General features: G+C 62.0%; 22 protein-coding genes. 10 read left to right on the top strand and 12 right to left on the bottom strand.

Annotation, left to right across the window (positions count from 1 at the left end; all coding sequences use genetic code 11):
• The first annotated feature begins 78 nt into the window (after nt 1-78).
• A complete protein-coding gene (locus HKK54_RS26200) occupies nt 79-297 on the top strand; it encodes a DUF2790 domain-containing protein (protein WP_169388324.1) in 219 nt (72 codons plus the stop codon).
• Here the strand turns inward: HKK54_RS26200 and HKK54_RS26195 are convergent.
• The 8 genes from HKK54_RS26195 to HKK54_RS26160 form a co-directional block, all read right to left on the bottom strand.
• Nucleotides 294-1541 (bottom strand): OprD family porin, encoded by a 1248-nt coding sequence (locus tag HKK54_RS26195; RefSeq protein ID WP_169388323.1) that lies wholly within the window; start codon nt 1539-1541, stop codon nt 294-296. The two genes, HKK54_RS26200 and HKK54_RS26195, sit on opposite strands and share 4 nt — an antisense overlap.
• Nucleotides 1542-1571: 30 nt before the next feature.
• A complete protein-coding gene (locus HKK54_RS26190; RefSeq protein WP_169388322.1) occupies nt 1572-2906 on the bottom strand; it encodes an MFS transporter in 1335 nt (444 codons plus the stop codon).
• 55 nt (nt 2907-2961) lie between these two features.
• The gene (locus HKK54_RS26185) at nt 2962-3723 is read right to left on the bottom strand and encodes a 1,6-dihydroxycyclohexa-2,4-diene-1-carboxylate dehydrogenase (protein WP_010169455.1); all 762 of its coding nucleotides are present in this window, start codon (nt 3721-3723) and stop codon (nt 2962-2964) included.
• 9 nt (nt 3724-3732) lie between these two features.
• Nucleotides 3733-4755, bottom strand: a complete 1023-nt coding sequence (benC, locus tag HKK54_RS26180; protein ID WP_169388321.1) for a benzoate 1,2-dioxygenase electron transfer component BenC — start codon at nt 4753-4755, stop codon at nt 3733-3735.
• 10 nt (nt 4756-4765) lie between these two features.
• Nucleotides 4766-5254, bottom strand: coding sequence for a benzoate 1,2-dioxygenase small subunit (benB, locus tag HKK54_RS26175; protein WP_010169459.1), 489 nt, complete (start codon nt 5252-5254; stop codon nt 4766-4768).
• The gene (locus HKK54_RS26170) at nt 5251-6627 is read right to left on the bottom strand and encodes a Rieske 2Fe-2S domain-containing protein (RefSeq protein WP_169388320.1); all 1377 of its coding nucleotides are present in this window, start codon (nt 6625-6627) and stop codon (nt 5251-5253) included. The genes benB and HKK54_RS26170 overlap by 4 nt, the downstream gene beginning before the upstream one ends.
• Before the next feature lie 85 nt (nt 6628-6712).
• The gene (locus HKK54_RS26165; RefSeq protein WP_010169463.1) at nt 6713-7672 is read right to left on the bottom strand and encodes an AraC family transcriptional regulator; all 960 of its coding nucleotides are present in this window, start codon (nt 7670-7672) and stop codon (nt 6713-6715) included.
• A 120-nt stretch (nt 7673-7792) separates the two neighbouring features.
• Complete coding sequence (locus HKK54_RS26160; protein ID WP_169388319.1) at nt 7793-9193, bottom strand: DHA2 family efflux MFS transporter permease subunit; 1401 nt, start codon at nt 9191-9193, stop codon at nt 7793-7795.
• A gap of 266 nt (nt 9194-9459) precedes the next feature.
• Between HKK54_RS26160 and HKK54_RS26155 the strand changes: the two genes are divergently transcribed.
• The 4 genes from HKK54_RS26155 to HKK54_RS26140 are packed head-to-tail and all read left to right on the top strand — an operon-like array spanning nt 9460 to nt 13379.
• A complete protein-coding gene (locus tag HKK54_RS26155) occupies nt 9460-10305 on the top strand; it encodes an ABC transporter substrate-binding protein (protein ID WP_169388318.1) in 846 nt (281 codons plus the stop codon).
• Between the two features lie 16 nt (nt 10306-10321).
• The gene (locus HKK54_RS33810) at nt 10322-11830 is read left to right on the top strand and encodes an amino acid ABC transporter permease/ATP-binding protein (RefSeq protein ID WP_169388317.1); all 1509 of its coding nucleotides are present in this window, start codon (nt 10322-10324) and stop codon (nt 11828-11830) included.
• A 17-nt stretch (nt 11831-11847) separates the two neighbouring features.
• Nucleotides 11848-12513, top strand: coding sequence for a GntR family transcriptional regulator (locus HKK54_RS26145; protein ID WP_169388316.1), 666 nt, complete (start codon nt 11848-11850; stop codon nt 12511-12513).
• 14 nt (nt 12514-12527) lie between these two features.
• Nucleotides 12528-13379 (top strand): urea carboxylase-associated family protein, encoded by an 852-nt coding sequence (locus tag HKK54_RS26140; RefSeq protein ID WP_003210853.1) that lies wholly within the window; start codon nt 12528-12530, stop codon nt 13377-13379.
• 30 nt (nt 13380-13409) lie between these two features.
• On the opposite strand, the gene HKK54_RS26135 is transcribed toward HKK54_RS26140, so the two are convergent.
• From HKK54_RS26135 to HKK54_RS26120, 4 genes are read right to left on the bottom strand one after another with little or no spacing between them, the layout of a single operon-like run.
• Nucleotides 13410-14384, bottom strand: a complete 975-nt coding sequence (locus HKK54_RS26135; protein WP_169388315.1) for an ABC transporter permease — start codon at nt 14382-14384, stop codon at nt 13410-13412.
• Complete coding sequence (locus tag HKK54_RS26130; protein WP_169388314.1) at nt 14381-15373, bottom strand: ABC transporter permease; 993 nt, start codon at nt 15371-15373, stop codon at nt 14381-14383. Before HKK54_RS26130 ends, HKK54_RS26135 begins: the two co-directional genes overlap by 4 nt.
• Complete coding sequence (locus tag HKK54_RS26125; protein ID WP_169388313.1) at nt 15360-16895, bottom strand: sugar ABC transporter ATP-binding protein; 1536 nt, start codon at nt 16893-16895, stop codon at nt 15360-15362. The genes HKK54_RS26130 and HKK54_RS26125 overlap by 14 nt, the downstream gene beginning before the upstream one ends.
• The gene (locus HKK54_RS26120; protein WP_169388312.1) at nt 16895-17881 is read right to left on the bottom strand and encodes a sugar ABC transporter substrate-binding protein; all 987 of its coding nucleotides are present in this window, start codon (nt 17879-17881) and stop codon (nt 16895-16897) included. Before HKK54_RS26120 ends, HKK54_RS26125 begins: the two co-directional genes overlap by 1 nt.
• Before the next feature lie 267 nt (nt 17882-18148).
• On the opposite strand from HKK54_RS26120, the gene HKK54_RS26115 reads away from it, so the two are divergent.
• The 5 genes from HKK54_RS26115 (at nt 18149) to HKK54_RS26095 (ending at nt 25088) form a co-directional block, all read left to right on the top strand.
• Nucleotides 18149-18535, top strand: a complete 387-nt coding sequence (locus HKK54_RS26115; RefSeq protein ID WP_169388311.1) for a cupin domain-containing protein — start codon at nt 18149-18151, stop codon at nt 18533-18535.
• Nucleotides 18536-18603: 68 nt separating this feature from the next.
• Nucleotides 18604-19014, top strand: coding sequence for a DUF3757 domain-containing protein (locus HKK54_RS26110; protein WP_169388310.1), 411 nt, complete (start codon nt 18604-18606; stop codon nt 19012-19014).
• Between the two features lie 225 nt (nt 19015-19239).
• Nucleotides 19240-20481, top strand: coding sequence for a multidrug efflux RND transporter periplasmic adaptor subunit MexE (mexE, locus tag HKK54_RS26105; protein WP_169388309.1), 1242 nt, complete (start codon nt 19240-19242; stop codon nt 20479-20481).
• A gap of 15 nt (nt 20482-20496) precedes the next feature.
• Entirely contained in the window at nt 20497-23676 is a 3180-nt protein-coding gene (locus tag HKK54_RS26100) for an efflux RND transporter permease subunit (RefSeq protein ID WP_010169485.1), read from the top strand.
• On the top strand, nt 23673-25088 hold the full coding sequence (locus tag HKK54_RS26095; RefSeq protein ID WP_169388308.1) for an efflux transporter outer membrane subunit: 1416 nt from the start codon (nt 23673-23675) through the stop codon (nt 25086-25088). Before HKK54_RS26100 ends, HKK54_RS26095 begins: the two co-directional genes overlap by 4 nt.
• Nucleotides 25089-25184 lie beyond the last annotated feature (96 nt).

The raw sequence follows: 25184 nt of genomic DNA, 5'->3' as shown, positions 1-25184 counted from the left end.
ACGAGTCATTCACCTGTTCCTGTCTTTATCCCGGCGGGGCAATCACTAAAATGAACCCTACTCACAGAGGGACTCATCATGAATATCAAATGGCTCAGTCTGATCATGCTGTTCACCGCCACCGGCGCCATGGCGGCCGGCAGCAATGAAGCGCCGGACATCCAGCGCATCGTTTCAATCACACCCGTGCCCGGCAGTTGCCAGGTGGAACCGGCGACGATGGTTTATCTCGACAGCCAGGGCGTGCGCCACACCGTCAACTACCAGGTCATGGGTACTTGCCAGGGCGGCGTTTAAAGCAGTTTCCAGGTGTAACTGAGGATCAGCCGGTTCTCGTCGATATCACTGCGGTAGTTCGAGCGCGCCATGACGTTGCGCACCCGAATACCCAGGCCACTCAAGGTGCCGCTTTGCACCACATACCCGATATCCAGGTCGCGCTCGCGGTCCTTGCCCTCGTAACCGGCGCCGGTGGTCACGTTGTTACCGGTGATATAGCGCACGGTGGTGGTCAGCCCGGGAATGCCCAGCGCAGCGAAGTCGTAGTCATAGCGCGCTTGCCAGGAGCGTTCGTCGGTGTAGGCGAACTCGTAGGTGGGCACCTCATTGCCCAATGGCGAGATGTTGGCGAAGACCCGTGGGAACGCGCTGTCGCCGTACATGGCCTGGTAACCGACGTAGAAGATATGGCCGCCATGCTTCGCCGACAGCAGCGAGAAAAACGCCTGGTTGTCGATCTTGCCGAGCAGTTTGTCGCCGTCTTCCCGGGCATCGTAGTAACCCAGGTTGGCGCCGAGTACCCAGTCGCCCATTGGCTGGCTGTGCTTGAGCCCGACAAAGTCCTGGCGATAGATGTCTTTCAACTGGCCGCGCCAGTAGCTGAGCGTGGTGCGGTTGGTGTTGAAGGCGTAGTCGCCGCCGACGTAGTTGAACGCATCACTTTCAGCGCCGCGCTGCGGCACGTGGCCGAGCATGGCGATCATCTTCTCGTCGCCGGCCTCGTTGCGCAGGCTGGTGGTGGTCAAGTGCCCGGCCTGCAGCGTAAGGCCGGCGATTTCACCGGAGCTGACACTCACGCCCTGATAGCTCGGCGGCAGCAGGCGGATATCGCTGAACGCCAGCACCGGCAGGTTGGGTTGCAGTTCGCCGACCTTCAACTCCGTCTTTGAGAACCTGGCCTTGAACGTCAACCCCAAACGGCTGTAATCGTCCGGCGCGCTGCCATCGCCCTTGACCGGGAGCAAGCCGGTATTAGCGCGGTCCGGGCTGCTGTCGAGCTTGAGGCCCAGGGTGCCCAGTGCATCCAAACCAAAACCGACGGGCCCTGGGGTGTAGCCGGATTTGTAGGTCAGGATAAAACCCTGGCCCCACTCCTCGGCCTTCGACTGTTTGTTGGCCCCGACGATGTCCGAGAAATCGCGGCTGAAGTAGTAATTACGGGCCTGCAAGGTGGCCGTGGAACCTTCGATAAAACCACCCTCGGCCGCCGTCGCCGCAAGGGGCATGCCCAGCAGGGACAGCCAGATACGTTGTGTCTTCATGTCGTTGCTCTTGGTTATTGTTATCGACAGTTACTGCGCCGGGGCGGCGATCACCCCAAGCCGGCCTCGACGCTCATTCAGCGCATACGCCGTCATCGCCAGCACGGCGATGGCCCCGGGGATGGCAAAGGCCATGAAGTTCAGGTGCAGCGGCAGTTCAATCCCCATCAGCGCGCCGCCCAGCAGCGGGCCGACGATGGCGCCGGTGCGGCCGATGCCGGAAGCCCAGCCCAGGCCGGTGGCTCGAATGTTCAAGCCATAGAGTTGTGCGGCGCCGGCGTACAACAGGATTTGCGTGCCGATGGTGGTGGCGCCCGCAAAAAAGATCAGCAGGTACAGCACCGGCATCGGGCTCTTGATCCCCAGCAGGCTGATGGAGACCAGCGCGGCGATAAAGAAACCGATCACCACCTTCACCAGGTTAAGCCGGTCACACAGCCAGCCACCGACAAGCGCCCCGGCGATGCCGCCAAAATTCAGCGCCAGCAGGAACGACAGGCTCGACCCCAGGCTGTAACCGGCACCCGCCATCAGCTTGGGCAGCCAGGAACTCAGGGCATAGACCATCAACAGGCAGCAGAAAAACGCGACCCAGATCGCCGCCGTCCTCAAGGCCAGGCCGTGGCGGAACAACTCCAGCACCGAGGCGCCCTTGCCCTTGCCGGCACTGACGTGCAGCTCATCGTCCGGTTCGATCCGGGTATCAGGCGACAGGCGCTTGAGCAGCTCACGCGCCTGTTCCTTGCGGCCCTGGCGAATCAGGAAGCCGATGGATTCGGGCAGCCAATACACAATCAACGGCATCAGCAACAGCGGGATCGCCGCCGCGAAGAACATGGACGGCCAGCCAAAACGCGGCAGCATGAAAATCCCCACGCCGGCCGAAAGCATGCCGCCCAGCGAGTAACCGCCGAACATCACCGCCATCAGGATGCTGCGCATTTTCTTCGGTGCGTATTCGGTAATCAGTGCGGCCGCGTTGGGCATCAGGCCGCCACAGCCAAGCCCGGCAATAAACCGGCAGATCCCGAACTCAGTCGGGTTGCTGGCAAAGCCGTTGATCACCGTGGCGACGCTGAACAAGGCAAAGCAGATGGCGATGCCTTTGCGGCGACCGAACTTGTCGGCAAGGCTGCCGAAGACCAGTGCCCCGAACATCATGCCAAACAGCGCATAACTGCCCAGCGCGCCGGCCTGCAAGGGCGTCAGGCCCCATTCCTTCATGATCGACGGCAAGACCACGCCGTAGATGAACAAGTCATAACCGTCAAAGATCAACAGCAAGGCACACAGGCTGACCACCAGCCAGTGGAAACGGTTGAAACGGGCGTTATCGATAATCGAATTGACGTCATGGGTACGCATGGCAGTGCTCTCATTATTGTTGTTGTGAGTCAGTGTCTGCAGGTACAGCGGTGGGTCAGCCGAGGTCGCCGCCTCCTACCGGCAACGTGACGCCGGTGATGTAGGAAGCCTCATCGGAGGCAAGAAACAGAATCGCGCCGGCCTGTTCGTCGATGCTGCCGTAGCGTTTCATCGGGCTGCTGCCGAGGGTCTGGTCGACAATCTGTTGGTACCAGACGCGCTCCTGGTCGCTCTGGGGCTGGCTGTTGCGCGGGATACGCCGTGGCGGCGCTTCGGTGCCGCCCGGTGCGGTGGCGTTGACCCGTATGCCGCTGCCGGCGGTCTCCAGGGCCAGGCATGCGGTCAGGGCATTGACGCCGCCCTTGGCGGCGCCGTAGGGCACGCGATTCACCCCGCGCGTGGCCACGGACGAGACATTGACGATGGCGCCGCTGCCTTGCTCCAGCATGTAGGGCAACACGCAATGGCAGCACCACAGCGTCGGGAACAGCGAGCGGCGCACTTCAGCCTCGATTTCATTCTCTGCGTAGTGCTCGAACGGTTTGGCCCAGATGGTGCCGCCCACATTGTTTACCAGAATGTCGATACGCCCGAAGCGCGCCTTCGCGGCGGCCATCACCCGGGCGCACTCGGCGTGCTGTTCCAGGTCGGCGGTGAGGATCAGCGCCCGCTCATGCTGCAATTCATGCACGAGTTCCGAGCGATCGACCGCCACCAGCCAGGCGCCCTCTTCCAGCAACCGCTCGGCAACACGCCGGCCGATGCCTTGGGCGGCGCCGGTGACCAATGCAACCCGGGTATTAAAACGTAGACTCATGGGGACTCCTCAGGCGGCATCGCCGGTGACGATGGCGTTGGGGGTGAACTTCTCGTAGTGGAAACTCGCGGGGGTGACGCCCTGCTGCTTGAAGTGCTGGCGCACCGCGTCGACCATCGGTGGCGGGCCGCACAGGTACACGTCCACGTCGCCGTCGTTCAGCACATCGGCAGCCATGTGCTGGGTGACATAGCCCTGGCGGGGGTGCGCGGTCTGTGGGTCCGCCACGCAGGTGACAAAACTGAAGGTGGGCAGGCGCTTGGCGAAGGCTTCCAGCACCTCGACCATTACCAGGTCCTGGTCCCGGGTCACGCCGTAGATCAGCGTGACCGGCCGGGTTTCCCGACGTTCGGCCAGCACTTCCAGCATCGACAGGAACGGTGCCAACCCGGTGCCGCCCGCCAGCAGCAACAAGGGCCGCGCCACTTCACGCAGGTAAAAACTGCCCAGCGGCCCGGTCATCGGCACGGCGTCCCCCGGCTGGGCACGTTCCAGCCAGCCACTCATCAAACCGCCGGGCACATGCTTGATCAGGAAGCTGGCGCGTTTGTCGCCAGGACGGCTGCTGAAGGAATACGAGCGGGTCTGCCCACTGTCGGGCACGCTGATATTCACGTACTGGCCCGGCAGAAATACCGGCGCCTGGTCCAGTTCGAAACTCACCTCCAGGGCCGCATCGGCGTGCCGGGTAATGCTCGCCACTGTCGCGGCAAACTGCGCGGTGCCGGTCTTGCAGGCGCCGGACGCCACCGGCACGGCAATCACGCAGTCCGATTGCGGCACCATCTGGCAGGTCAGTACCTGGCGTTCACTGGCTTCATCCTCGCTCAGGGCGTCCTCGATGTAGTCGTCACCCAAATCGTAGGCACCGGTTTCACAGTGGCATTTGCAGGTGCCACACACCCCGTCCGAGCAGTCCATGGGCAGGTTGATACGTTGGCGAAAGGCCGCGTCGAGGACCTTTTCACCCACCTTGCAGTCGATGAAACGGGTCACCCCGTCCTCGAAGTTCAGGGCAATGGAGTACGTCATGGGCGCGTCCTCAGATGTGGTAGATGTCGATGACCTGGTGGATGTAATCGTTCTTCAGCACGACCTTCTTGCGTGTGATCAGCGGTTGGTCGGCGCTGATGTCCAGGCGATAGAACGAGGTGCCGAAATACGTATCCGTGGTCTTGTACCGATGACTGAGCGTCTGCCAGTTGAAACGCAGTTCCACGTTCTGGCCGTCATCGGCCAGTACTTCGAGGTTGGTGATCAGGTGCGCGGTGCGAGGCTCCGGGGTGCTGGCGCTGGAGCGCTCGGTCTTGATCCGGAACACCCGGTCTTCCAGGCCGTCACGGCTGGGGTAATAGATCAGCGAAATTTCGCTCTGGGGGTCTTCGGTCAGGGTGTCGTGGTCGTCCCACGCAGGCATCCAGTACTCGACTTTGGGTGAGTAACATTCGAGCCATTCGTCCCACTGGCGGTCGTCCAGCAGGCGGGCTTCGCGGTACAGAAAGTCCAGCAGGCGGTCACGGGAAGCACTCATGACAGCACCTCCTTGTCCGTGGCGATCAGGCCTTGTTGCTCCCGCTGGATCGCACGTTGCAGGCTTTGCGCCCAATGGGCGTGCTGGCGCACGAACAGGCCTTCGTCTTCGGTTTTCACGCCGCTGAGCTGCGGGTTCATGCCCATGGCCCGGGCGTTTTCGTCAGGGCCTTCGACCCACTGTTTCGCGCCGCGACTGAGGTCATTCCACAGGGTGGTCGCGCCCTGGTAGCCGGTCTGGCAGGCGCGGAATTCTTCCAGGTCGTCTGGGGTACCCATGCCGCTGACGTTAAAGAAGTCTTCGTACTGGCGAATGCGCCTGGTGCGTTCCTCGGCACTTTCGCCCTTGGGTGCCATGCAGTAGATGGTGACTTCGGTCTTGTCGACCGCGATCGGCCGCACCACACGGATTTGCGTGGAGAACTGGTCCATCAGGTACACGTTCGGGTAGAGGCACAGGTTGCGGGTTTGATCGACGATAAAGTCAGCACGCGCCTGGCCCAGGCGCTCGGCCAACGCCTCACGGTGGGCATGCACCGGGCGCACTTCAGGGTTAAGCAGGCGCGTCCACAGCAGGATATGGCCGTGCTCATAGGCGTACACGCCGCCCAGGCTTTTCGACCAGCCATTGGCGTCCACGGTACGGGTGCCCTCGGCTTCATAGTTGCGCCGGCCCATGGTCGCCGAGTAGTTCCAGTGCACAGAACTGACGTGATAGCCGTCGGCGCCGTTCTCGATCTGCAGCTTCCAGTTGCCGTCGTAGACATACGACGAACTGCCCCGCAGCACCTCCAGGCCCAGCGGTGCCTGATCGACCATCTGGTCGATGATCACCCGGGTTTCCCCCAGGTAATCGCTCAGTTCCGGTACCGTCTCGCTGAGGCTGCCGAACAGGAAGCCGCGGTAGTTTTCAAAGCGGCCAAGGCGTTTCAAGTCGTGGGAACCGTCACAGTCGAAGCTGTCGGGATAGGCGCCGGTCTTGGCGTCTTTCACTTTGAGCAGCTTGCCGGCGTTGCTGAAGGTCCAGCCGTGGAACGGGCAGGTAAACGAGCCTTTGTTGCCTTGTTTGCGGCGGCAGAGCATGGCGCCACGGTGGGCACAGGCGTTGACCAGGCCGTGCAGCGTGCCTTGTTTATCACGGGTGATGACCACGGGTTGGCGGCCGATCCAGGTGGTGAAGTAATCGTTGATCTCTGGCACCTGGCTTTCATGGGCCAGGTAGACCCAACCCCCTTCGAAAATGTGCTTGATCTCCAGGTCGAACAGGTCGGGGTCGGTGAAGATGTCGCGGCGGCAACGGAACACCCCGGTGGCGGGATCTTCCTGGACGGAGTCGCGCAATTGTCGGGCGAGTCGGTCGAATGTGCTGATCATGGGGTAGGCCCTCGGTTGTTCTTGTATCAGGCCCCTCCACCTTATGTGCTTGCCCTACCCGTCAATATCCGCTGGCTGCAATTCGTTATCCGCCTGGCGCAAGTCGGCGCTTCCAGGTGTAGGAAGGTAGCTCGCCAAAGCGTTTGCGATAGGCCTCGGAGAAGCGTCCCAGGTGCACGAACCCGTGGTCCAGCGCCACCTCGGTGACGCTGCGCGCGCTGCCCCGCAGCAATACCGCGTGCACCCGCTCCAGTTTGCGTTGGCGAATATAGTCACGTGGCGAAACGCCGACCTGGCGTTCAAACAAGGTATACAAGGAGCGCTCGCTGACCTTGGCGATGGCCATCAGTTGTTCGATGCTGATGTCCGCGGTCAGATGCTCCTCGATAAACTCGCGCACCGCTTCAAAGCCGCCACGTTGATCGGGCCGGGGCATCACACGCAGCACATTGCTGCCCAGCAGCGCCAGCAGCTTGTTGGCGACGACACGTTCATACAGGCCTTGCAGTTCGGGCTCTGCGGCATTTTCGGCTTCGTGGCAAATCAGCCCGAGCAACGGCAGGAATCCGCCCATTTCGGTCAGCACATGGCGCGTCGCCGCGAACCGGATGCCATCCTGGGGCAGCGTCCAGTGCTGCTCCAGGCAGGCGTTTTCCAACAGGCGAACCGGCAGCTTGATGATGAATTTTTCGCAGTCTGCGGAATAGGTCAGGTCCACCGGGTCATCCGGGTTGATCAGCAGGATTTCCCCCGGCCCGAATACCTGCTCCTCGCCACGGGCGGCCGAGCGGCAATGGCCGTTGAGCAGGATCTGCAGGTGATAAATCGTTTGCAGCGCGACCGACGTCACCCTGACCGGAGCGCCGTAGCTGATACGGCACAGGTCCAGGCTGGAAAAGGTCCGATGGCTGATACTGGCCTGCGGGCGCCCCTTCGGGGGCAAGCGGATGCGGTGGCTGCCCACATGCTGGTTGACATAATCCGACACCACATAGGCATCGGCACGATCAAATATCTGGCTGCGCTCACTCAATAGCACGGTCATGGTTGCGCCTCTTTTATTATTATTGGCCCCTAAAGCCCTACTTCAACGCAGGGTGATGCCGGGGATGCAGGCCGTCCAATATTCAATAGGTGTGGCTTCATACCCCGAAGGTATCGTGGTTCACTTTCGCTGCAGCACCGACTCACCCGCCCGGGGCGGCAGCCGCAGGTTATCCAGCAACGCCACGCCTGCGATCACCGCCACCCACAGAAACGTCAGCTGGAAATCGGCGGTCGCGGACTGCCCGGTGTTGCCGTGTAAATTCATGGCAAAACGTAACAACAGCGCGCCAATCGCCACGCCCATGGCCATGCTCAGTTGGAAGAACATGCTGAACAAGGTTGAAGCGTCGCTCATCTGCGCCTTGGGAATATCGGCAAACCCCAGGGTGTTGAACAAGGTGAACTGCATCGAGCGTGACAGGCCGCCCACGAACAGAATGAACAGGATCAGCGCCCAGCTCATACGCTCATCCAGCCATGCACACGCCGCAATCGCCAGTACGCCAAGGATGCCGTTGATCATCAGCACCGGGCGGAAGCCCCAACGCTGCATGACCGAGGTGGTAAAGGGTTTCATCGCCAGGTTGCCCGCGAAGACCGCCAGCACCAGCAACCCCGCATCGAAGGCAGACAGCCCGAAGGCCAGTTGAAACATCAACGGCAGCAGGAACGGCAAAGTGCTGATGGCCACCCGGAAAACCGACCCGCCACACAGGCACACGCTGAAGGTGCGCACGCTCACCACACCCAGCGCCATCAACGGCTGGGCATGCCGGCGCATATGGCGCCAGGCAAAGGCACCGAGCATCACCCCTGCACCGCTGAGTAACAGGCCCTGTAACAAACTGCCACGGCTTTGACCGAGCAGTTCGACACCGTACAGCAGCGCCGCACTGGCAACGCCCACCAGCAGGAAGCCCCTGAAATCGAACGCCCTGGAATCGACCTCGTCATGCTTGGGGATCAACATCCGCGTGGCGATCAATGCCAACAGGCCCAGCGGCAGGTTGAGGTAGAAAATCCACGGCCAAGATGCGTGAGTGACGATAAAACCGCCTACCGGCGGCCCAAGTATCGGGGCCACCAGACCAGGCCAGGTGATAAATGAAATCGCCCGTACCAAGTCTTTTTTCTCGGTAGCCCGCAACACCGCCAGGCGCCCTACCGGCACCATCATCGCCCCGCTGATGCCCTGCAACACGCGAGCGGCGACGAAGGTCTGCAGGCTGTCGCTCAAGCCGCACAACAATGACGACAGGCTGAACAGCACGATCGCCCAGCCGAACACCAAGCGCGAGCCAAAGCGGTCCGCCAGCCAGCCGCTGATGGGAATGAACACCGCGACGGCAAGCATGTAGGCGCTCATGCCGATGTTCACGTCCACCGCGCCCACGCCGAAGGTCTTGGCGATGTCCGGCAATGCGGTGGCGATCACCGTGGCATCGAGGTTCTCCATGAAGAAGGTGACGGCGACCAGCAAGGCAATCAGGGTTGAGCGGCGTTGGGAGGTCGACGTCATTGCGGGTCACCCACGATTTTGAATCGGCACTTTATCAATAAGTGCGTCCTTTATGGTCCGCGAAATGCCTGCCTCACAACGTGGCGCCCGGTAACGAATTGCCCCGAATTGGTGTGCGCGCTTACAAAAAACAGCTCTCTCACGCGTCGAAACCCATCAGAAACCTCGAAAAACCATTAGTTGGCACGATAACCGCTTACTTGCTAATACAGGATTGTTGAACAATCCAAATCACCCCCCTGTATCCAGCAACCGAGGCGACGAACATGCAAAAAGGTCTGACGGGCAAGAACACCATGCGCACCCTGGGGCTAGCGATCACCCTGGCGTGTGTGGCGCCGCTAGTGTCGGCGGCCGAGATCAAAGGCACCCTCAAACCGGGCGAGCTGTCGATCGGCTCTGACCTCACCTACCCGCCCTACACCTACCTTGAGCAAAAGACGCCGGCCGGTTTCGACCCGGAGTTCATGCAGTTGATGGGCAAGCAGTTGGGGGTGAAACCGCGTTTTCTCGACACCCGTTTCGCCAACCTGATCCTCGGCGTCAACGCGCAACGTTTCGACGTAGTGGCCTCGGCGCTGTATGTCACGCCCGAACGCGCCAAGCAGGTGGATTTCCTCAGCTACCTGAAGACCGGTTCTTCGCTGATGGTGCTCAGCACCGGAGACTTCAAGCCCCAACGTCCGGAAGACCTGTGCGGCAAGCGCGTCGGTTCGATCAAGGGCGCCTCCTGGGTGCCGAAACTGAACAAAGTCTCGGCTGAATACTGCCTCCCAGCGGGCAAGCCGGCGATTGAATCCCGCGAGTTCCCGACCTCGCCGGAAGCCGCCCAGGCCCTGCTGGCCCAGGCGGTGGATGTGCAGATGGAAGACGCGGCGGTGGCCAAGATCACCGTGGAAAAACTGCAAGGCAAAACCGTGATCAGCTCCAACGAGTTGATCTACCCGGTGGTGGTCGGCCTGGCCGTGCGCAAGGAAAACCCGGCGCTGCTCCAGGAACTCACCGGCGCCCTGAGCCAGATCAAGCAGGACGGCAGCTACGGCAAGCTGCTGGCGCGCTACAACCTGGCCGAGCCGAACGCCGCCGAGATCAGTGCGGCACTGGGTAACTGAAACACGGAGCACACGTATGCAATTCGATTGGCACTACACCCTGGGCCTGTTATGGAACGGCGACTTCTGGCGAGCCGTCGGCACTGTGGTTGAACTGAGCCTGGAAACCTGGCTGCTGGGCATTGTGCTGGGGTTTTTCCTGGCGCTGGCCCGGCAGTCGGAACGCCGTTGGCTGCGGGACTCCGCCGGCGCCTACATCTGGTTCTTCCGCAGCCTGCCGTTGCTGGTCCTGCTGATCTTCGTCTACAACCTGCCGCAGGTGTTTCCGTCCACCAGCGTGGTGCTGTCCAACCCTTACTCGGCGGGCCTGATCGCCCTGGTGCTGAGTGAGGCGGCCTACATTGCCGAGATCCATCGCGGCGGCCTGCTGGCGGTGGTCAAGGGCCAGCGCGAAGCCGGCAAGGCGCTGGGCGTCGGTTATCGCGGCGTGCAGCGCTTGATTGTGGTGCCCCAGGCGCTGCGGGTGGCACTGCCGACCCTGGCCAACGAGTACATCACTATCGTCAAGCTCACCTCGCTGGTGTCAGTGATTTCGCTCTCGGAAATCCTGCTGGTGGGCCAACAGCTCTACACCCAGAACTTCCTGGTGATGGAGACCATGCTGGCCGTGGCGTTCTATTACGTGTTCATCGTGACGGTGTTCAGCTGGCTGTTGCGGGTGCTGGAAAACCACCTGGACGTGACCCGCCGAAAACCCAAGGCCATCGCCCCCGCCGAACTCGACGGGGTGGCGACACGGCGTGCAGCCGGCCAGGCCGAGCCTGGCGAGTTCGCCTTGCAGGCCCGCGCCGTGCGCAAGGCCTATGGCGACCTGGAAGTGCTCAAGGGCGTTGAACTGAATGTGCGCTGGGGCGAGGTGGTGTCGATCATCGGCCCGTCGGGCTCAGGCAAGACCACGCTGATTCGCACCATGAACGGCCTCGAAAGCCTGGACCGGGGCGAAATCACCCTGCAAGGCCAGCCGTTCCTGCGCGGTACCCGGGAGCCGCAAGGCGCACTGGGCCACAAGGTGCATATGCGCGGCATCGTGCATGTGGGCATGGTGTTCCAGGGGTTCAACCTGTTCCCGCACAAAACCGCGCTTGAGAACGTGATGCTGGCGCCCGTCTACCATGCCCACGGCGGCGGCGAAGAACTGCGCCTGTTGAGCCTCGCCCTGCTGCGCAAGGTGGGCATGCTGGAGCACGCCGGCAAATACCCGCACCAGTTGTCCGGCGGCCAACAGCAGCGCGTGGCAATTGCCCGGGCCCTGGCGATGCGGCCTTCGGTGATGCTGTTTGATGAGCCCACCTCGGCCCTCGACCCGGAACTGGTGGGCGACGTGCTGGCGGTGATCGAAGAACTGGCCCGCGAAGGCATGACCATGGTCATCGTCACCCATGAAATGAACTTCGCGTTCAAGCTTTCCGATCGCGTGGTGTTCATGGAAGGCGGCGAGATTATCCAGGACGCCGCACCCCGTGACATGCTCGAACAACGCAGCGAACGCATGACCAAGTTCCTCAAAGACGTCCAACTGGCGTGAGCCCAAGGAGCCCCACCGTGAGTCAAGCCAAGGAACCCAGCCTGTCGCTGGCCGACCAGGTTGCCATCGAACTGCGCGAAGACATCATCGGCGGCCGCCTGCTGCCCGGCATGCCGCTGGTGGAGAGCGACCTGGTCAACGCCTACAACGCGTCGCGCAACACCGTGCGCGAAGCCTTGCACCACCTGGGCCGTGAAGGCCTGACCAGTTACGTGCGCAATAAAGGCGTGATCGTGCGCCGCCTGGGGGTGGATGAAGTGCGCGACATCTTCAAGGTGCGGCGCACCTTGGAGTTGCAAGCGATTGCCGCCAGCAAGCCGCTGCGCGAGTACCAGTCCGACCTGATGCTGGAAGCCATCGAGGCCGCGCAACTGGCCCAGGACCGCGAGAACTGGCAAGCCTTCGGTACCCACAGCCTGCGGTTTCACCAACACATCGTCGGGCTGATGCGCAGCCCGTTATTCGACGAGTTTTTCACCCATATTGCGGCCCAGATGCGCCTGGTGTTTTCCAACGCGCCCAGCGAGGAAACCTTCCAGAGGCCCTGGCTGGAACGTGACCGGCAGATCCACGACCTGTTGGTGGACGGCCACAAACAAGCCGCCGGCGAAGCCCTCGCCAGCTACCTCAACGACTCCGAATCGCTGCTGCTGGACATCCTCAGCAGCCACCCAAAACCCTGAAGCGAGGACCCACCATGTACAAGGACTACCCAGCCGCCTACCAAGTCAGCAAAGGTGCTGCCTTGCAGGTCGACAAGGCTTTCTATGACCGCGTGCGCGAGTCCCGGGATGGCCGCACCCTGATCGAGCAGTTCGAAGTGCCGATCCGCACCGGCCGCGCCTGGAAAGTCCCGGCGGGCCATGTGTTCCGCGTGACCACACCGGTTGGCCCGCAGGTCGGCGACTTCAATGTGTGGAGCGCCAACGACCCCCGCGAACGCATGTGGGCGGCACGCACCCGCCAACTGCAAGGCGCCCACGTCACGACCTACGACCGCCTGTGGTCGAACCTGCCGTTTTTGCGGCCGATGGTCACCATCACCGACGACAGCCTGGCCGACTACGGCATCGACGAACACGGCGGGCGCCTGCACGACTTACTGGGCACGCGCTGCGACCCTTACGTGAACAAGATGCTCACCGGCGAAGACTTCCACCACCACTGCCACTCCAACCTGACCCGTGCGGTGCTGCCCCACGGCCTGACCGAGTTCGACGTGCACGACGTGCTGAACATCTTCCAGTGCACCGGCCTCAATCACGACGACATGTACTTCATGAAAGCCTGCCCGGCCAAGCAGGGCGACTACCTGGAGTTCTTTGCCGAAATCGACCTGCTGTGCGCCCTCTCCACCTGCCCCGGTGGCGACCTGTCGCTGCCGATGTGGGGGCCGGACGCCGAAGACCCGCTGAAGGTCTGCCGGCCGCTGGGGGTTGAGATCTACCGCCTCGACGACGCGCTGCTGGAGGGCTGGAAACAACCCGAGCGCGCCGCCTATAACGGCAACCACGGCCTGTTGATTCCCAAGGCTGACTGGGAAAAGTAACGGCCAGATGCACACCTGGGGCGCCGCGCCTCAGGTGTTCTGCGCAATCCTGCGGCTGATAAAACTGAAGGCCAGCACCACAAAAATCAGCACACCGGTGGCTACCTGCTGCCAGTAGAAATTCCAGCCGATCAACAGCAAGCCATTGGCGATGACATTGATAAACAGCACCCCCAGCAGCGTGCCCGGGATATTCGCCCGACCTTGCCGATTCAGGGTGGTGCCGATAAACACCGCGCCAATCGCGTTCAGCAGGAACGCATTGCCCGACAACGGCACATACGCGCTTACCGTCGAACTGAGCAGAATCCCCGCCACCGCGCACGCCAGCGCCGCCGCCAGCACCGTGGTGGTGACGATGCGCCGCACCGACAGCCCCGAGTAATACGCCAGCAACGGCTGGGTGCCCTGGGCCAGCAGTTCGCGCCCCAGGCGTCCACGGGCCAGCAACAAGCCGTAGACCACGGCCAATACCAGCACGATCAATAACGGCAAGGGCACGCCCAACAGGCTGAAGCTCGCCAGCTCGGGCTTGAAGCCTTGGGCGATGTAGATCGGCTGGCCGCCGTCCGAGAGCAACTGCTGGGCACTGGTGCCGATAAACAAGGTGCCCAGGGTTGCCAGGAACGGACTGATCCGCAGCCCCGCGATCAACCCGGCATTGAACAGCCCGACCAGCAACCCGGCGGCCAACGCGCCAGCAATCGCAACACCCAACCCGTGCCCGGCATTCAGCAACACCACGAAGCTGAAGCTGGCGAAATCCAGCGCGGTGCCTACCGACAAATCAATACCACCGGCCGCTACCGCGTAGGTCATGCCGATGGCGACAATCGCCAGCAGCACGAAGTTGTTCAGCACCAGGCTTTTCAGGTTGCCGCCACTGAGGAATGCGGGCGCCTGCCAGGCAAACACCAGCACGATTGCCACGAATACCAGCGGCAACGTCAGGGGCAACAGCGAACGCCAGCCGCCTTGCACCTTTAACGCTGTGACCCGACTCATGACCGCTCTCCCCGGTTCAATGCGCTGGAGGCCGCGACCACCAGCAGAATCAGCACGCCCTGCACACCGTTGACCCAGAAGCTCGACAGGTTAAGCAACTGAAATCCGTTGATCAAAAAACCGATCAACAAGGTCGCCAGCAAGGTGCCGGGAATGCTCGCCACCAGTCGCCGGGAAAACACCACCCCGAGAAAAGCGATCGCCACCACCGACAACAGCATGTCGCCGGAGCCCGTGGTGCTGCCGCTGAAAAAGGCGGCTGAACACAAGGCTGCCACCGCTGCACACAGCCCCGACAGCAAATAGCTGGAAAGCACATAGGCCGGCACCCGAATCCCGGCGGCCTCGGCAGCGTGTGGATATTCGCCGACGGCATGCAGGCGCAACCCGTAGGCGGTGTGCTGGATCAGCAACGTCAGCAGGAAAGCTGTCACCAGCAACACCCAGGCGAGCGCCGGCACGCCCAGCCAAGTCCCGCCGCTGAGCAGGTCGAGCAACGGCGAGTCGGTGGAGACCACGGTGTTTTCGGTCAGGACCAGCTCCAGCCCGGCCAGCACGTTCATGCTTGCCAGGGTCGCGAGCAAGGGTGGCAGGCGCAGCACCACCACGGCCAGGCCGTTGAGCAGGCCGACCGTCAGGCCGCAGGCCAGGGTCAGCAACAGGCTGGCCCAAAGGTCGAGTCCGGCGTTGTTGAGCCGGCTGAACACCGCCGCACACAGGCCCAGGTTTGCCGCCAGTGACAGGTCGAGGCCGCCAGCCACCACGTTGGAGCCGCCGCCGATAATCACGCAGGTCAGGCCGAAGGCAAGTACACCGAGGATCGCCGACTGGCTGAACACATTGGCGATATTGCCCACCGACAGGAAGTTCGGCGCAGAGACGGCAAACCCCAGCAAGATCGCGAGGAACACCCCCACCGAACCACGGCGCAACAACAGCACCCATAATCGCTGGGACAAACCCGGGGTAGCCGTTTCAAGCAGGGACATGCGCCACCTCCTGTTTCACCGGTACGGATGCGGTGGGTAGCACCGCGCCCGTCGCACACGCCAGCAGTTGATCACTGTCCGCCTCACCGGCCTGGAATTCGCCGGCAATCTCGCCTCGGTGCAACACCAGGATGCGGTCGCAAATGCCCAGCAGCTCCGGCAGGTCAGAGGACAACACCAGCACCGCAGCGCCCTCTTCCACCAGACGCCCGATCAGGCGATAAATTTCGACTTTGGCGCCGACATCCACCCCCACGCACGGCTCATCCAGCAGGTACACCGCCGAGCGCCGGCTCAGCCATTTGCCCAAGGCAACCTTCTGCTGGTTGCCGCCGCTCAACTGGCGGACCGCTGCCTGCGGGCCCGGCGCCTTGATTGCCAATTCATGGATCAGCCGCAGGCTTTCGGCCTGTTCCTGGCGTTTGCTCAGCACACCCCAGCGACTGAAGCGCTCAAGGCCAGCAAGCGTGAGGTTTTCCAGCACCGAGAGCAGCGGTGAAATCCCCTGGCTGCGGCGCTCTTCCGGCACCAGGGCAATCCCCTGGGCGATGGCGTCGCCAGGGGAACGCAGGCGCAACAAACGCCCTTCCAGATGAATGCTGCCGCTGTCGGCACGCACCACGCCAAACAGGGTCTTGAGCAAATCCTTGGCCCCCGAGCCGACCAGCCCGGTCAGGCCGACGATTTCGCCCCGGCGCAGTTCCAGGTCGACCTGCCGGTAGCGCCGGGCCAGGTTCAGCCCGCGCACTTGCAGCAATGGCTCGCCGGGCTCGACCTGCGCCTTGGGGTACATCTCCTGGACGTCGCGATTGACCATCAACCGCGCAATCTGCGCGCTGGAGGTGTGCCGCGGCTGCACCACCGCCACATCGCGGCCATTGCGCAATACCGTCACCTCATCACAGAGGCTGTCGATTTCCTGCAGATAGTGGGAAATGTAGAGGATCGACAACCCCTGGTCCCGCAGACGCTTGACGATCCGCAGCAGTTGATCGACTTCACGCTTGACCAGGGCCACGCTGGGCTCGTCGAACACCAGGATCTTCGGCTGGCGAATCAACGCCCGGGTGATTTGCAGCACCTGGCGTTCAGCGCTGTTCAGCTCGCCGACCAGTGCGCCGGCCGGCAGTTGCAGTTCAAAATAGTCCGCCAGCAAGCGCTCGGCTTCGCGCTGTTGCCGCCGCCGATCGACAAACGGGCCCCGGCGCAACTCATGCCCGAAGAACAGCGCTTCGCCCACGGTGAAACTCGCCGGCAACAGCCGCTCCTGATGAATGAACTGCACACCCAGCGCGTCCACCTGGCGCGGCGAGAGCGAGGCGTACGACTGGCCGTCAATGCTCACCTGCCCCGAATCCGCCTTATGGATACCCGCCAACACCTTGATCAAGGTCGACTTGCCGGCACCGTTCTCGCCCACCAGGCCGTGAATGGTGCCGCGCTCGACTTTCAGGCTCGCATCATCCAGCGCCAGGGTGGCGCCGAAGCGTTTGCGCAGATGTTGCAGGTGCAACGCCGCCATCAATCACCCCGCAATTGCTGGACCTGCGCCAGGTTGGCAGCAGTGGTCAGCAACGTCGGTACATGGGTTTCCTTGGGCAGGTCCCGCTGCCCGGCCAGGTAACGGGCGACGTTCTGCACCGCGGTCTTGCCGATCAGCGCCGGTTGTTGGGCCACCACCGCGCCCACCGGCGAGTTCGCCTGGCCAAGCAGTTCCAGCACTTCAGGCGTGCCGTCCACGCCATAGGTCTTGATCTCGGTGCGCTTGGCATCGATCAGCGCCTTGCTCGCGCCGAGTTGCGGAATGTCCCACGCCGCCCAGATCGCCGAGACGCTGCCGGCCGGGTACTTGTTGAGCAAGGCGGACACTTGGGAATAGGCATCCTGCACCGTGTTGGGAATCACATCCCGCAGCTCCGGCTGGATGATCTCCAGTTGCGGGTGATCCTTGAGCGCCAGCTTCAACTGGTCGTAGCGAATCGCGCACACCGGCACGCCATAGAAGCCGTTGAACACCAGGATCTTGCCCTTGCCACCGGCGTCCTTGATCAACTGGTCGGCCAGGGCCTTGCCGGTGGCGACGTTATCGGAGGTGGTGTTGTTGAGGCTGTACTGCGAAGGCGCGTCGATGGTGAACAGCGGAATGCCGGCCTTGCTGATGCGCTTGAGCCACGGGTCGATCACGCTGAGGGTGCCAAGGGTCTGGATCACGGCATCGGGTTTCTGGGTGACCACGGTTTGCAGCTGGGTCACCAGGTTCTTGTCATTGCGCCCGGCATCCAGGGTGATGGGCGTGCCGCCGAGGCGCTTGATCTCGTCGACCTGTGCCTGGAAGGCCTTGATATCGAAATAGTGACTGGTGCCGGTCATGCTCACGGCAATGCGCTTGCCGGCCAGGGACGGCACCGCGTCATCGCCCTCGGCGGCCTGGGAGATGGCGGCGTGGCCCAGCAAGAGCGCTGCGCCCAGCCAGATGAAACGTGAACGCGAGAAAAAGGTGCAAGGCATACAAGGCTCCGCTGAGCGACGGGTGAAAGGGTTCACCTGTGTGTGTTGCAGAGCCCGTGCCACAAATAAATATCAATAAAATCAACTGGATGAAAACAACACTCGGTATTGCGCTGTCCCGCGCAAACCACAACTGTCCGACTGCTGTTGCCCAGCCAACAGTTGCGTCCACACCCCAGCGTTGCGCGCTGCACGATCATTCAATATCCGGCGGGACCGATGCGCCTAACTTAGGGCTCCGACCTATTGAAACCCTGGAACCTCCAAATGCCTGCCACCTCCACCTCGACGAATTACACACCGATCAACTTCGCCAGCAAATACGCCCTGTTCAGCGAGCAATGGGCGCCCAAGGTCGTCGCGCAAATGAACGACTACCAGTTCAAGGTGGTGAAGATTGAAGGGGACTTCATCTGGCACGACCACGCCGACACCGATGAAACCTTTATCGTGCTGGAGGGCACGCTGCGCATCGACTTTCGCGATGGCGCCGTGACGATCGGCCAAGGGGAAATGTACGTGGTGCCCAAAGGCGTCGAGCACAAGCCGCACGCATTGGGTGAGGTGAAGTTGCTGTTGATCGAGCCCTGCGGTGTGTTGAACACCGGCACGGAAGGTGGGGAGCGCACCGCGATCAACGACGTGTGGATTTAACAGCGTCCGGCGTTACCGGTTTGGGCTAGTCTTCACGTCACGGTTTCTCAAGATCAGGAGCACGCGTGATGAATAGGCAGCTCAAGAAAACCTCAGCCCTCGTGATTACCCTGATGGCGCTGGTGGGCAACGCCTATGCTGGGGCTGGCGCCTGCCCGCCCACCAATGCCCTTAAAGATGCTTTCAAAAAGACGCCGTCTGGCGAAGTGGTTGCCTACAACGCGTCCGGCCCGGGCGGTCAGCAATGGACCGGGCAAAACCCGATGACAGAGCAGAAGGACCTGCACCAGGTCCAGTTCGAAAAGGCGGTGATCCAAAGCAGCCAGGGTCAGTCGTCTGTGGCATGCCACTACCTCGATCAGAACCATGAGCCGGTGAGCATGACCCTGAAAAACCAAGCCAACGCCAAGCCTGTTGGCAGCGCCTGGACAGGAAACGAATGCAAGGCAACCAACCCCACGCTGTGCACATTCGAATAGCAACCACCCTAGACAGTTTGCACGGCGCGCTGTTCCTTGCATCTTGCGCAACAGTCCTTTGTCATCAACGCTATTGATAGCTCCCTAACGAAACCCCCATCCTAGAGGGCTCGCTTTACGCTTATATCATTCCGAATGATAGTTACCTTTGTTTCATTCGATTTCTGAGATAGCACCCCGCCGAGCATGATCCGCCCATCTTAAATACATTGGCGGATGCACCTCATGGAACAGTCACTCAAACATTTGCGCTATCCCCTGGCCATTTTGGCCGTGATGGTGATGAGCGCGTGCGGCAAGACCCCAGAACAAGCGGCCGCCATGCCACCGAGCCACGTCAGCGTGGCCAAGGTGCTGGAACAACCGGTCAACGAGTGGGACGAGTTCACCGGCCGCCTCGAAGCACCGGAAACCGTGCAGATTCGTCCGCGCGTGTCGGGCCAGATCGATCAGGTAGCCTTTACCGAAGGCGCACTGGTCAAGAAAGGCGACCTGCTGTTCCAGATCGACCCGCGTCCGTTCCAGGCTGAAGTGCGCCGCCTCGAAGCACAACTTGCCCAAACCAAGGCCGCCGCCACCCGCAGCGATAACGAAGCCCAGCGCGGCGAACGCCTGCGCCAGAGCAATGCGATCTCCGCCGAACTGGCCGACTCGCGCACCACCGCCGCCCAGGAAGCCCACGCCACGGTGGCCGGGATCCAGGCGCAGTTGGACCTGGCCAAGCTGAACCTGAGCTTCACCCGCGTCACCTCGCCCATCAGCGGCCGTGTCAGCCGTGCCGAGATCACCGCCGGCAACCTGGTGACCGCCGATGTCACCGCGCTGACCAGCGTGGTGTCCACCGACAAGGTCTACGCCTACTTCGACGCCGATGAGCGCGTGTACCTCAAGTACACCGAACTCGCACGCCAGGGTCGCCGTGGCGCCACCACCCCGGTGTACCTGGGCCTGTCCAATGAAGACGGCAACCCGCACCTGGGCCAGATGAACTTCGTCGACAACCAGGTCAACCCGGCCACCGGCACCATTCGCGGTCGCGCCGTGTTCGACAACAGCAAGGGTGAATACACCCCTGGCCTGTATGCCCGCTTGAAGCTGGTCGGCAGCGGCACCTACTCCGCCGTACTGATCAACGATGAAGCCGTGGGCACTGACCTTGGCAAGAAGTTCGTACTGGTGATGGAAGGCGACAAGCCCGCCTATCGCGCCGTGGAACTGGGGCCGAAGATCGAAGGCTTGCGCATCGTGCGCAGCGGCCTGAACAAGGACGACACGATCATCGTCAAGGGCCTGCAGCGCGTTCGCCCGGGGTCGCCGGTTGCGCCGGAAACCATCCCGATGGCCAGCAAGGAAACCCTCGCCGCCTTGGCACAACAACGACAAGCGCTTGAAGCCAGCAACCTGGAGCAAGTGGCGCCGGATAAAGCCGCGCCCAAGCTCGCCAGTGTCGCGACTCCACGCGGTTAAGGGATACAACTCAAGATGAATTTTTCCAAGTTCTTCATTTCGCGGCCGATCTTCGCAGCGGTGCTCTCGCTGCTGATCCTGATCGCGGGTGCGATCTCGCTGTTCCAGCTGCCGATCAGCGAATACCCGGAAGTGGTGCCGCCGACCGTCGTGGTACGTGCGAACTTCCCGGGTGCCAACCCCAAGGTCATCGGTGAAACCGTAGCCGCCCCGCTGGAGCAAGCGATCACCGGCGTCGAGAACATGCTGTACATGTCCTCGCAGTCGACCGCCGACGGCAAGCTGACCCTGACCATCACCTTCGCCCTGGGCACCGACCTGGACAACGCGCAGGTGCAGGTACAGAACCGTGTCACCCGGACTCAGCCAAAGCTGCCTGAGGAAGTGACGCGTATCGGTATTACCGTGGACAAGGCCTCCCCCGACCTGACCATGGTTGTGCACTTGACCTCCCCGGACAAGCGCTACGACATGCTCTACCTGTCCAACTATGCCTTGCTCAACGTAAAGGATGAGCTGGCACGCCTGGGCGGCGTGGGTGACGTGCAACTGTTCGGCATGGGCGACTACTCCCTGCGTGTTTGGCTGGACCCGAACAAGACCGCTTCGCGCAACCTGACCGCCACGGATGTGGTGACCGCGATTCGCGAGCAGAACCGTCAAGTGGCCGCCGGTGCCCTGGGTGCGCAACCTGCACCGAATGCCACCAGCTTCCAGTTGTCGGTGAACACCCAGGGTCGCCTGGTCACCGAGGAAGAGTTCGAGAACATCATTATCCGCTCCGGCGATAACGGTGAGATCACCCGCCTCAAAGACATCGCACGGGTTGAGCTGGGTTCCAGCCAGTACGCCCTGCGCTCGCTGCTCAACAACCAGCCGGCGGTGGCGATCCCGATCTTCCAGCGCCCGGGTTCCAACGCGATCCAGATCTCCAACGAAGTACGCGACAAGATGGCGGAGCTGAAAAAGAGCTTCCCGGAAGGCATGGATTTCAGCATCGTCTATGACCCGACCATCTTCGTGCGTGGCTCCATCGAAGCGGTGGTACACACGCTCTTCGAAGCATTGATCCTCGTGGTGCTGGTGGTGATCCTGTTCCTGCAAACCTGGCGCGCCTCGATCATTCCGTTGGTGGCGGTGCCGGTATCGTTGATCGGTACGTTTGCGGTGATGCACCTGTTCGGCTTCTCACTCAACGCGCTGTCGCTGTTCGGCCTGGTACTCGCCATCGGTATCGTGGTGGACGACGCCATCGTGGTGGTGGAGAACGTCGAGCGGAACATCGAGCTTGGACTGGAACCGTTCCCGGCCACTGAAAAAGCCATGAGCGAAGTGACCGGCCCGATCATCGCGACCGCGTTGGTACTGTGTGCGGTGTTCATTCCAGCGGCGTTTATCAGCGGCTTGACCGGGCAGTTCTATAAGCAGTTCGCCTTGACCATTGCGATCTCGACGGTGATTTCGGCGTTCAACTCGTTGACCTTGTCGCCGGCACTGGCCGCGGTATTGCTTAAAGGTCACAACGCACCGAAAGACGGCTTCTCCAAGTTCCTCGACAAGCTGCTGGGCGGCTGGTTGTTCAAACCGTTCAACCGCTTCTTCGACAAGGCCAGCCATGGTTACGTCGGCACTGTGCGCCGAGTGATTCGCGGCAGTGGTATCGCCCTGTTCCTGTACGCCGGCCTGATGGTCCTGACCTGGCTGGGCTTTGCCCACACACCTACCGGTTTCGTACCGGCCCAGGACAAGCAATACCTGGTGGCCTTCGCGCAATTGCCGGACGCCGCGAGCCTGGACCGTACCGAAGACGTGATCAAGCGCATGTCCGACATCGCGCTGAAACAGCCAGGCGTGGAAAGTGCCGTAGCGTTCCCGGGCCTGTCGATCAACGGTTTCACCAACAGCCCGAACAGCGGCATCGTGTTCGTGACCTTGAAACCGTTCGATGAGCGTAAAGATCCGAGCATGTCGGCCGGCGCGATTGCCGGTGCACTGAACGGCAAATACAGCAGCATCCAGGAAGCCTACATGGCGATCTTCCCACCGCCGCCGGTACAGGGCCTGGGTACGATTGGCGGGTTCCGCCTGCAGGTCGAAGACCGTGGCAACCTGGGTTACGACGAGCTGTATAAAGAAGTCCAGAACATCATTACCAAAAGCCGCACCACCCCCGAGTTGTTCGGCCTGTTCACCAGCTACACGGTCAACGTGCCCCAGGTCGATGCCGCCATCGACCGCGAAAAGGCCAAGACCCACGGCGTGGCGATCAGCGACATCTTCGACACCCTGCAGATCTACCTGGGTTCGTTGTATGCCAACGACTTCAACCGCTTCGGCCGGACTTACCAGGTCAACGTGCAGGCTGATCAACAGTTCCGCCTGGATGAAGACCAGATCGGTCAGTTGAAAGTACGTAACAACAAAGGCGAGATGATCCCGCTGGCGACCTTCATCAAGGTCAGCGACACCTCGGGCCCGGACCGCGTGATGCACTACAACGGCTTCATCACTGCAGAGATCAACGGCAACGCCGCACCAGGCTACAGCTCCGGCCAGGCCCAGGCGGCGATCGAGAAACTGTTGAAAGATGAACTGCCCAACGGCATGACCTACGAGTGGACCGACCTGACCTATCAGCAAATCCTCTCGGGCAACACCGCGCTGTTCGTGTTCCCGCTCTGCGTACTGCTGGCGTTCCTGGTGCTGGCAGCCCAATACGAAAGCTGGAGCCTGCCACTGGCGGTGATCCTGATCGTACCGATGACCCTGCTGTCGGCCATTACCGGGGTGATTATCTCCGGCGGCGACAACAACATCTTTACCCAGATTGGCCTGATCGTACTGGTGGGCCTGGCCTGTAAGAACGCGATTCTGATCGTCGAGTTCGCCAAGGATAAACAGCAGGAAGGCCTCGACCCGCTCGCCGCGGTACTGGAAGCCTGCCGTCTGCGTCTGCGGCCGATCCTGATGACCTCGTTCGCCTTCATCATGGGTGTGGTGCCTCTGGTGTTGTCCAGCGGTGCCGGTGCAGAGATGCGTCATGCCATGGGTGTGGCGGTGTTCTCCGGGATGATCGGTGTGACCTTCTTCGGTCTGCTGCTGACGCCAGTGTTCTATGTACTGATCCGCCGGTTTGTTGAGCGCGGTGAGGCCCGCAAAGCGGCCAAGGCCTTGAAGCTGGAGACACAGCAATGAGCGTGAAAGTATTTCTGCCGAGCTTGCTGGTACTGGCGCTGAGCGCCTGTGCCGTGGGCCCGGACTATAAAACCCAGCCACTGGAGGCGGCCAACGTAACGGCCGCCGCCGACGCCAAGCAGTACGACCACGCGAAGTACGAAGGCATCTGGTGGCAGCAGTTCGACGACCCGACCCTCAACCAGTTGGTGACTCAATCCCTGAACGGCAACCGTGACCTGCGGGTGGCATTTGCCCGCCTGCGGGCCGCCCGGGCGATTCGTGACGACGCCGCCAACGACGTGATGCCGGTGATCACCAGCCGCGTCAGCAGCGACGTGGGCAAAGGCCAGATTCCCGGCCAGACCACCAACCGCGTCAACAGCGAGCGGTATGACCTGGGCCTGGACATGGCCTGGGAAGTGGATTTGTTCGGGCGCATCCGCCGCAACCTGGAAGCCAGCGACGCTGACCAACAGGCAGCCGAAGCCGATCTGTATCAGCTGCAAGTCACCATGATTGCCGAGCTGGTGGATGCCTACGGTCAACTGCGGGGCGCGCAACTGCGCGAGAAAATTGCCGTTGCCAACCTGAAGAACCAGGAAGATTCACGGGGCATCACCGTCAGCCTGCGGGATGCCGGTGTGGGCGATCAGCTCGACGTGGTGCGTGCCGATGCGCGTCTGGCCGCTGTAGAAGCCAGCGTGCCGCAACTGCAGGCCGAGGAAGTGCGCGAGCGTAACCGCATCGCCACCCTGCTCGGCGAGCGCCCGGACAAGTTGACCGTGGACCTGAGCCCGAAAGACTTGCCGGCGATTGCCAAGGCATTGCCGATTGGTGACCCGGGGCAACTGCTGCAACGTCGCCCGGACATCCTCAGTGCCGAGCGTAAATTGGCAGCAGCCACCGCGCGCATTGGCGTGGCCAAGGCTGATCTGTTTCCGCGGGTGAGCCTCAGCGGCTTCCTCGGCTTCACCGCCGGGCGTGGTTCGCAGATTGGTTCGGCAGCAGCCAATGCCTGGTCCCTGGGCCCAAGCATTACCTGGGCGGCGTTCGACCTGGGCAGCGTGCGGGCGCGGTTGCGGGGTGCGGATGCCGAGGCTGATGGTGCCCTGGCGACCTACGAGCAGCAGGTACTGCTGGCGCTGGAAGAATCGGAAAATGCCTTCAGTGATTACGGCAAACGCCAGCAGCGTCTGGTCTCGCTGATTCGTCAGAGTGAGTCGAGCCGCGCTGCTGCCGATCTGGCGGAGATTCGCTACCGCGAAGGTACCGTGGACTTCCTGGTGTTGCTGGACGCGCAGCGTGAGCGTCTGGCCGCCGAGGATTCCCAGGCCCAGGCCGAGGTGGATCTGTATCGCGGCATCGTGGCGATCTACAAGGCGCTGGGGGGTGGCTGGCAGCCGAGTACCACCATCGCCAGTGCCAAGTGATGTGATTTAAAGAGCTCCTTTGGTTGGTCGCATCCAGCCAATTTTTTGCCCCGTGCACTCATTCGGTCGCGGGGCTTTTTTTTGCCTGGATCAACG

Source organism: Pseudomonas sp. ADAK13, assembly GCF_012935715.1.
Lineage (GTDB): Bacteria > Pseudomonadota > Gammaproteobacteria > Pseudomonadales > Pseudomonadaceae > Aquipseudomonas.
The sequence above is the reverse complement of the archived record's forward strand: the minus strand, read 5'-3'. Positions and strand labels throughout refer to the sequence as shown.

Bases quoted from the DNA above. Each gene is read 5' to 3' on its own strand.
- HKK54_RS26200 (WP_169388324.1), top strand. From the start codon at position 79: ATGAATATCAAATGGCTCAGTCTGATCATGCTGTTCACCGCCACCGGC.
- HKK54_RS26195 (WP_169388323.1), bottom strand. From the start codon at position 1,541: ATGAAGACACAACGTATCTGGCTGTCCCTGCTGGGCATGCCCCTTGCG.
- HKK54_RS26190 (WP_169388322.1), bottom strand. From the start codon at position 2,906: ATGCGTACCCATGACGTCAATTCGATTATCGATAACGCCCGTTTCAAC.
- HKK54_RS26185 (WP_010169455.1), bottom strand. From the start codon at position 3,723: ATGAGTCTACGTTTTAATACCCGGGTTGCATTGGTCACCGGCGCCGCC.
- benC (WP_169388321.1), bottom strand. From the start codon at position 4,755: ATGACGTACTCCATTGCCCTGAACTTCGAGGACGGGGTGACCCGTTTC.
- benB (WP_010169459.1), bottom strand. From the start codon at position 5,254: ATGAGTGCTTCCCGTGACCGCCTGCTGGACTTTCTGTACCGCGAAGCC.
- HKK54_RS26170 (WP_169388320.1), bottom strand. From the start codon at position 6,627: ATGATCAGCACATTCGACCGACTCGCCCGACAATTGCGCGACTCCGTC.
- HKK54_RS26165 (WP_010169463.1), bottom strand. From the start codon at position 7,672: ATGACCGTGCTATTGAGTGAGCGCAGCCAGATATTTGATCGTGCCGAT.
- HKK54_RS26160 (WP_169388319.1), bottom strand. From the start codon at position 9,193: ATGACGTCGACCTCCCAACGCCGCTCAACCCTGATTGCCTTGCTGGTC.
- HKK54_RS26155 (WP_169388318.1), top strand. From the start codon at position 9,460: ATGCAAAAAGGTCTGACGGGCAAGAACACCATGCGCACCCTGGGGCTA.
- HKK54_RS33810 (WP_169388317.1), top strand. From the start codon at position 10,322: ATGCAATTCGATTGGCACTACACCCTGGGCCTGTTATGGAACGGCGAC.
- HKK54_RS26140 (WP_003210853.1), top strand. From the start codon at position 12,528: ATGTACAAGGACTACCCAGCCGCCTACCAAGTCAGCAAAGGTGCTGCC.
- HKK54_RS26135 (WP_169388315.1), bottom strand. From the start codon at position 14,384: ATGAGTCGGGTCACAGCGTTAAAGGTGCAAGGCGGCTGGCGTTCGCTG.
- HKK54_RS26130 (WP_169388314.1), bottom strand. From the start codon at position 15,373: ATGTCCCTGCTTGAAACGGCTACCCCGGGTTTGTCCCAGCGATTATGG.
- HKK54_RS26125 (WP_169388313.1), bottom strand. From the start codon at position 16,895: ATGGCGGCGTTGCACCTGCAACATCTGCGCAAACGCTTCGGCGCCACC.
- HKK54_RS26120 (WP_169388312.1), bottom strand. From the start codon at position 17,881: ATGCCTTGCACCTTTTTCTCGCGTTCACGTTTCATCTGGCTGGGCGCA.
- HKK54_RS26115 (WP_169388311.1), top strand. From the start codon at position 18,149: ATGCCTGCCACCTCCACCTCGACGAATTACACACCGATCAACTTCGCC.
- HKK54_RS26110 (WP_169388310.1), top strand. From the start codon at position 18,604: ATGAATAGGCAGCTCAAGAAAACCTCAGCCCTCGTGATTACCCTGATG.
- mexE (WP_169388309.1), top strand. From the start codon at position 19,240: ATGGAACAGTCACTCAAACATTTGCGCTATCCCCTGGCCATTTTGGCC.
- HKK54_RS26100 (WP_010169485.1), top strand. From the start codon at position 20,497: ATGAATTTTTCCAAGTTCTTCATTTCGCGGCCGATCTTCGCAGCGGTG.
- HKK54_RS26095 (WP_169388308.1), top strand. From the start codon at position 23,673: ATGAGCGTGAAAGTATTTCTGCCGAGCTTGCTGGTACTGGCGCTGAGC.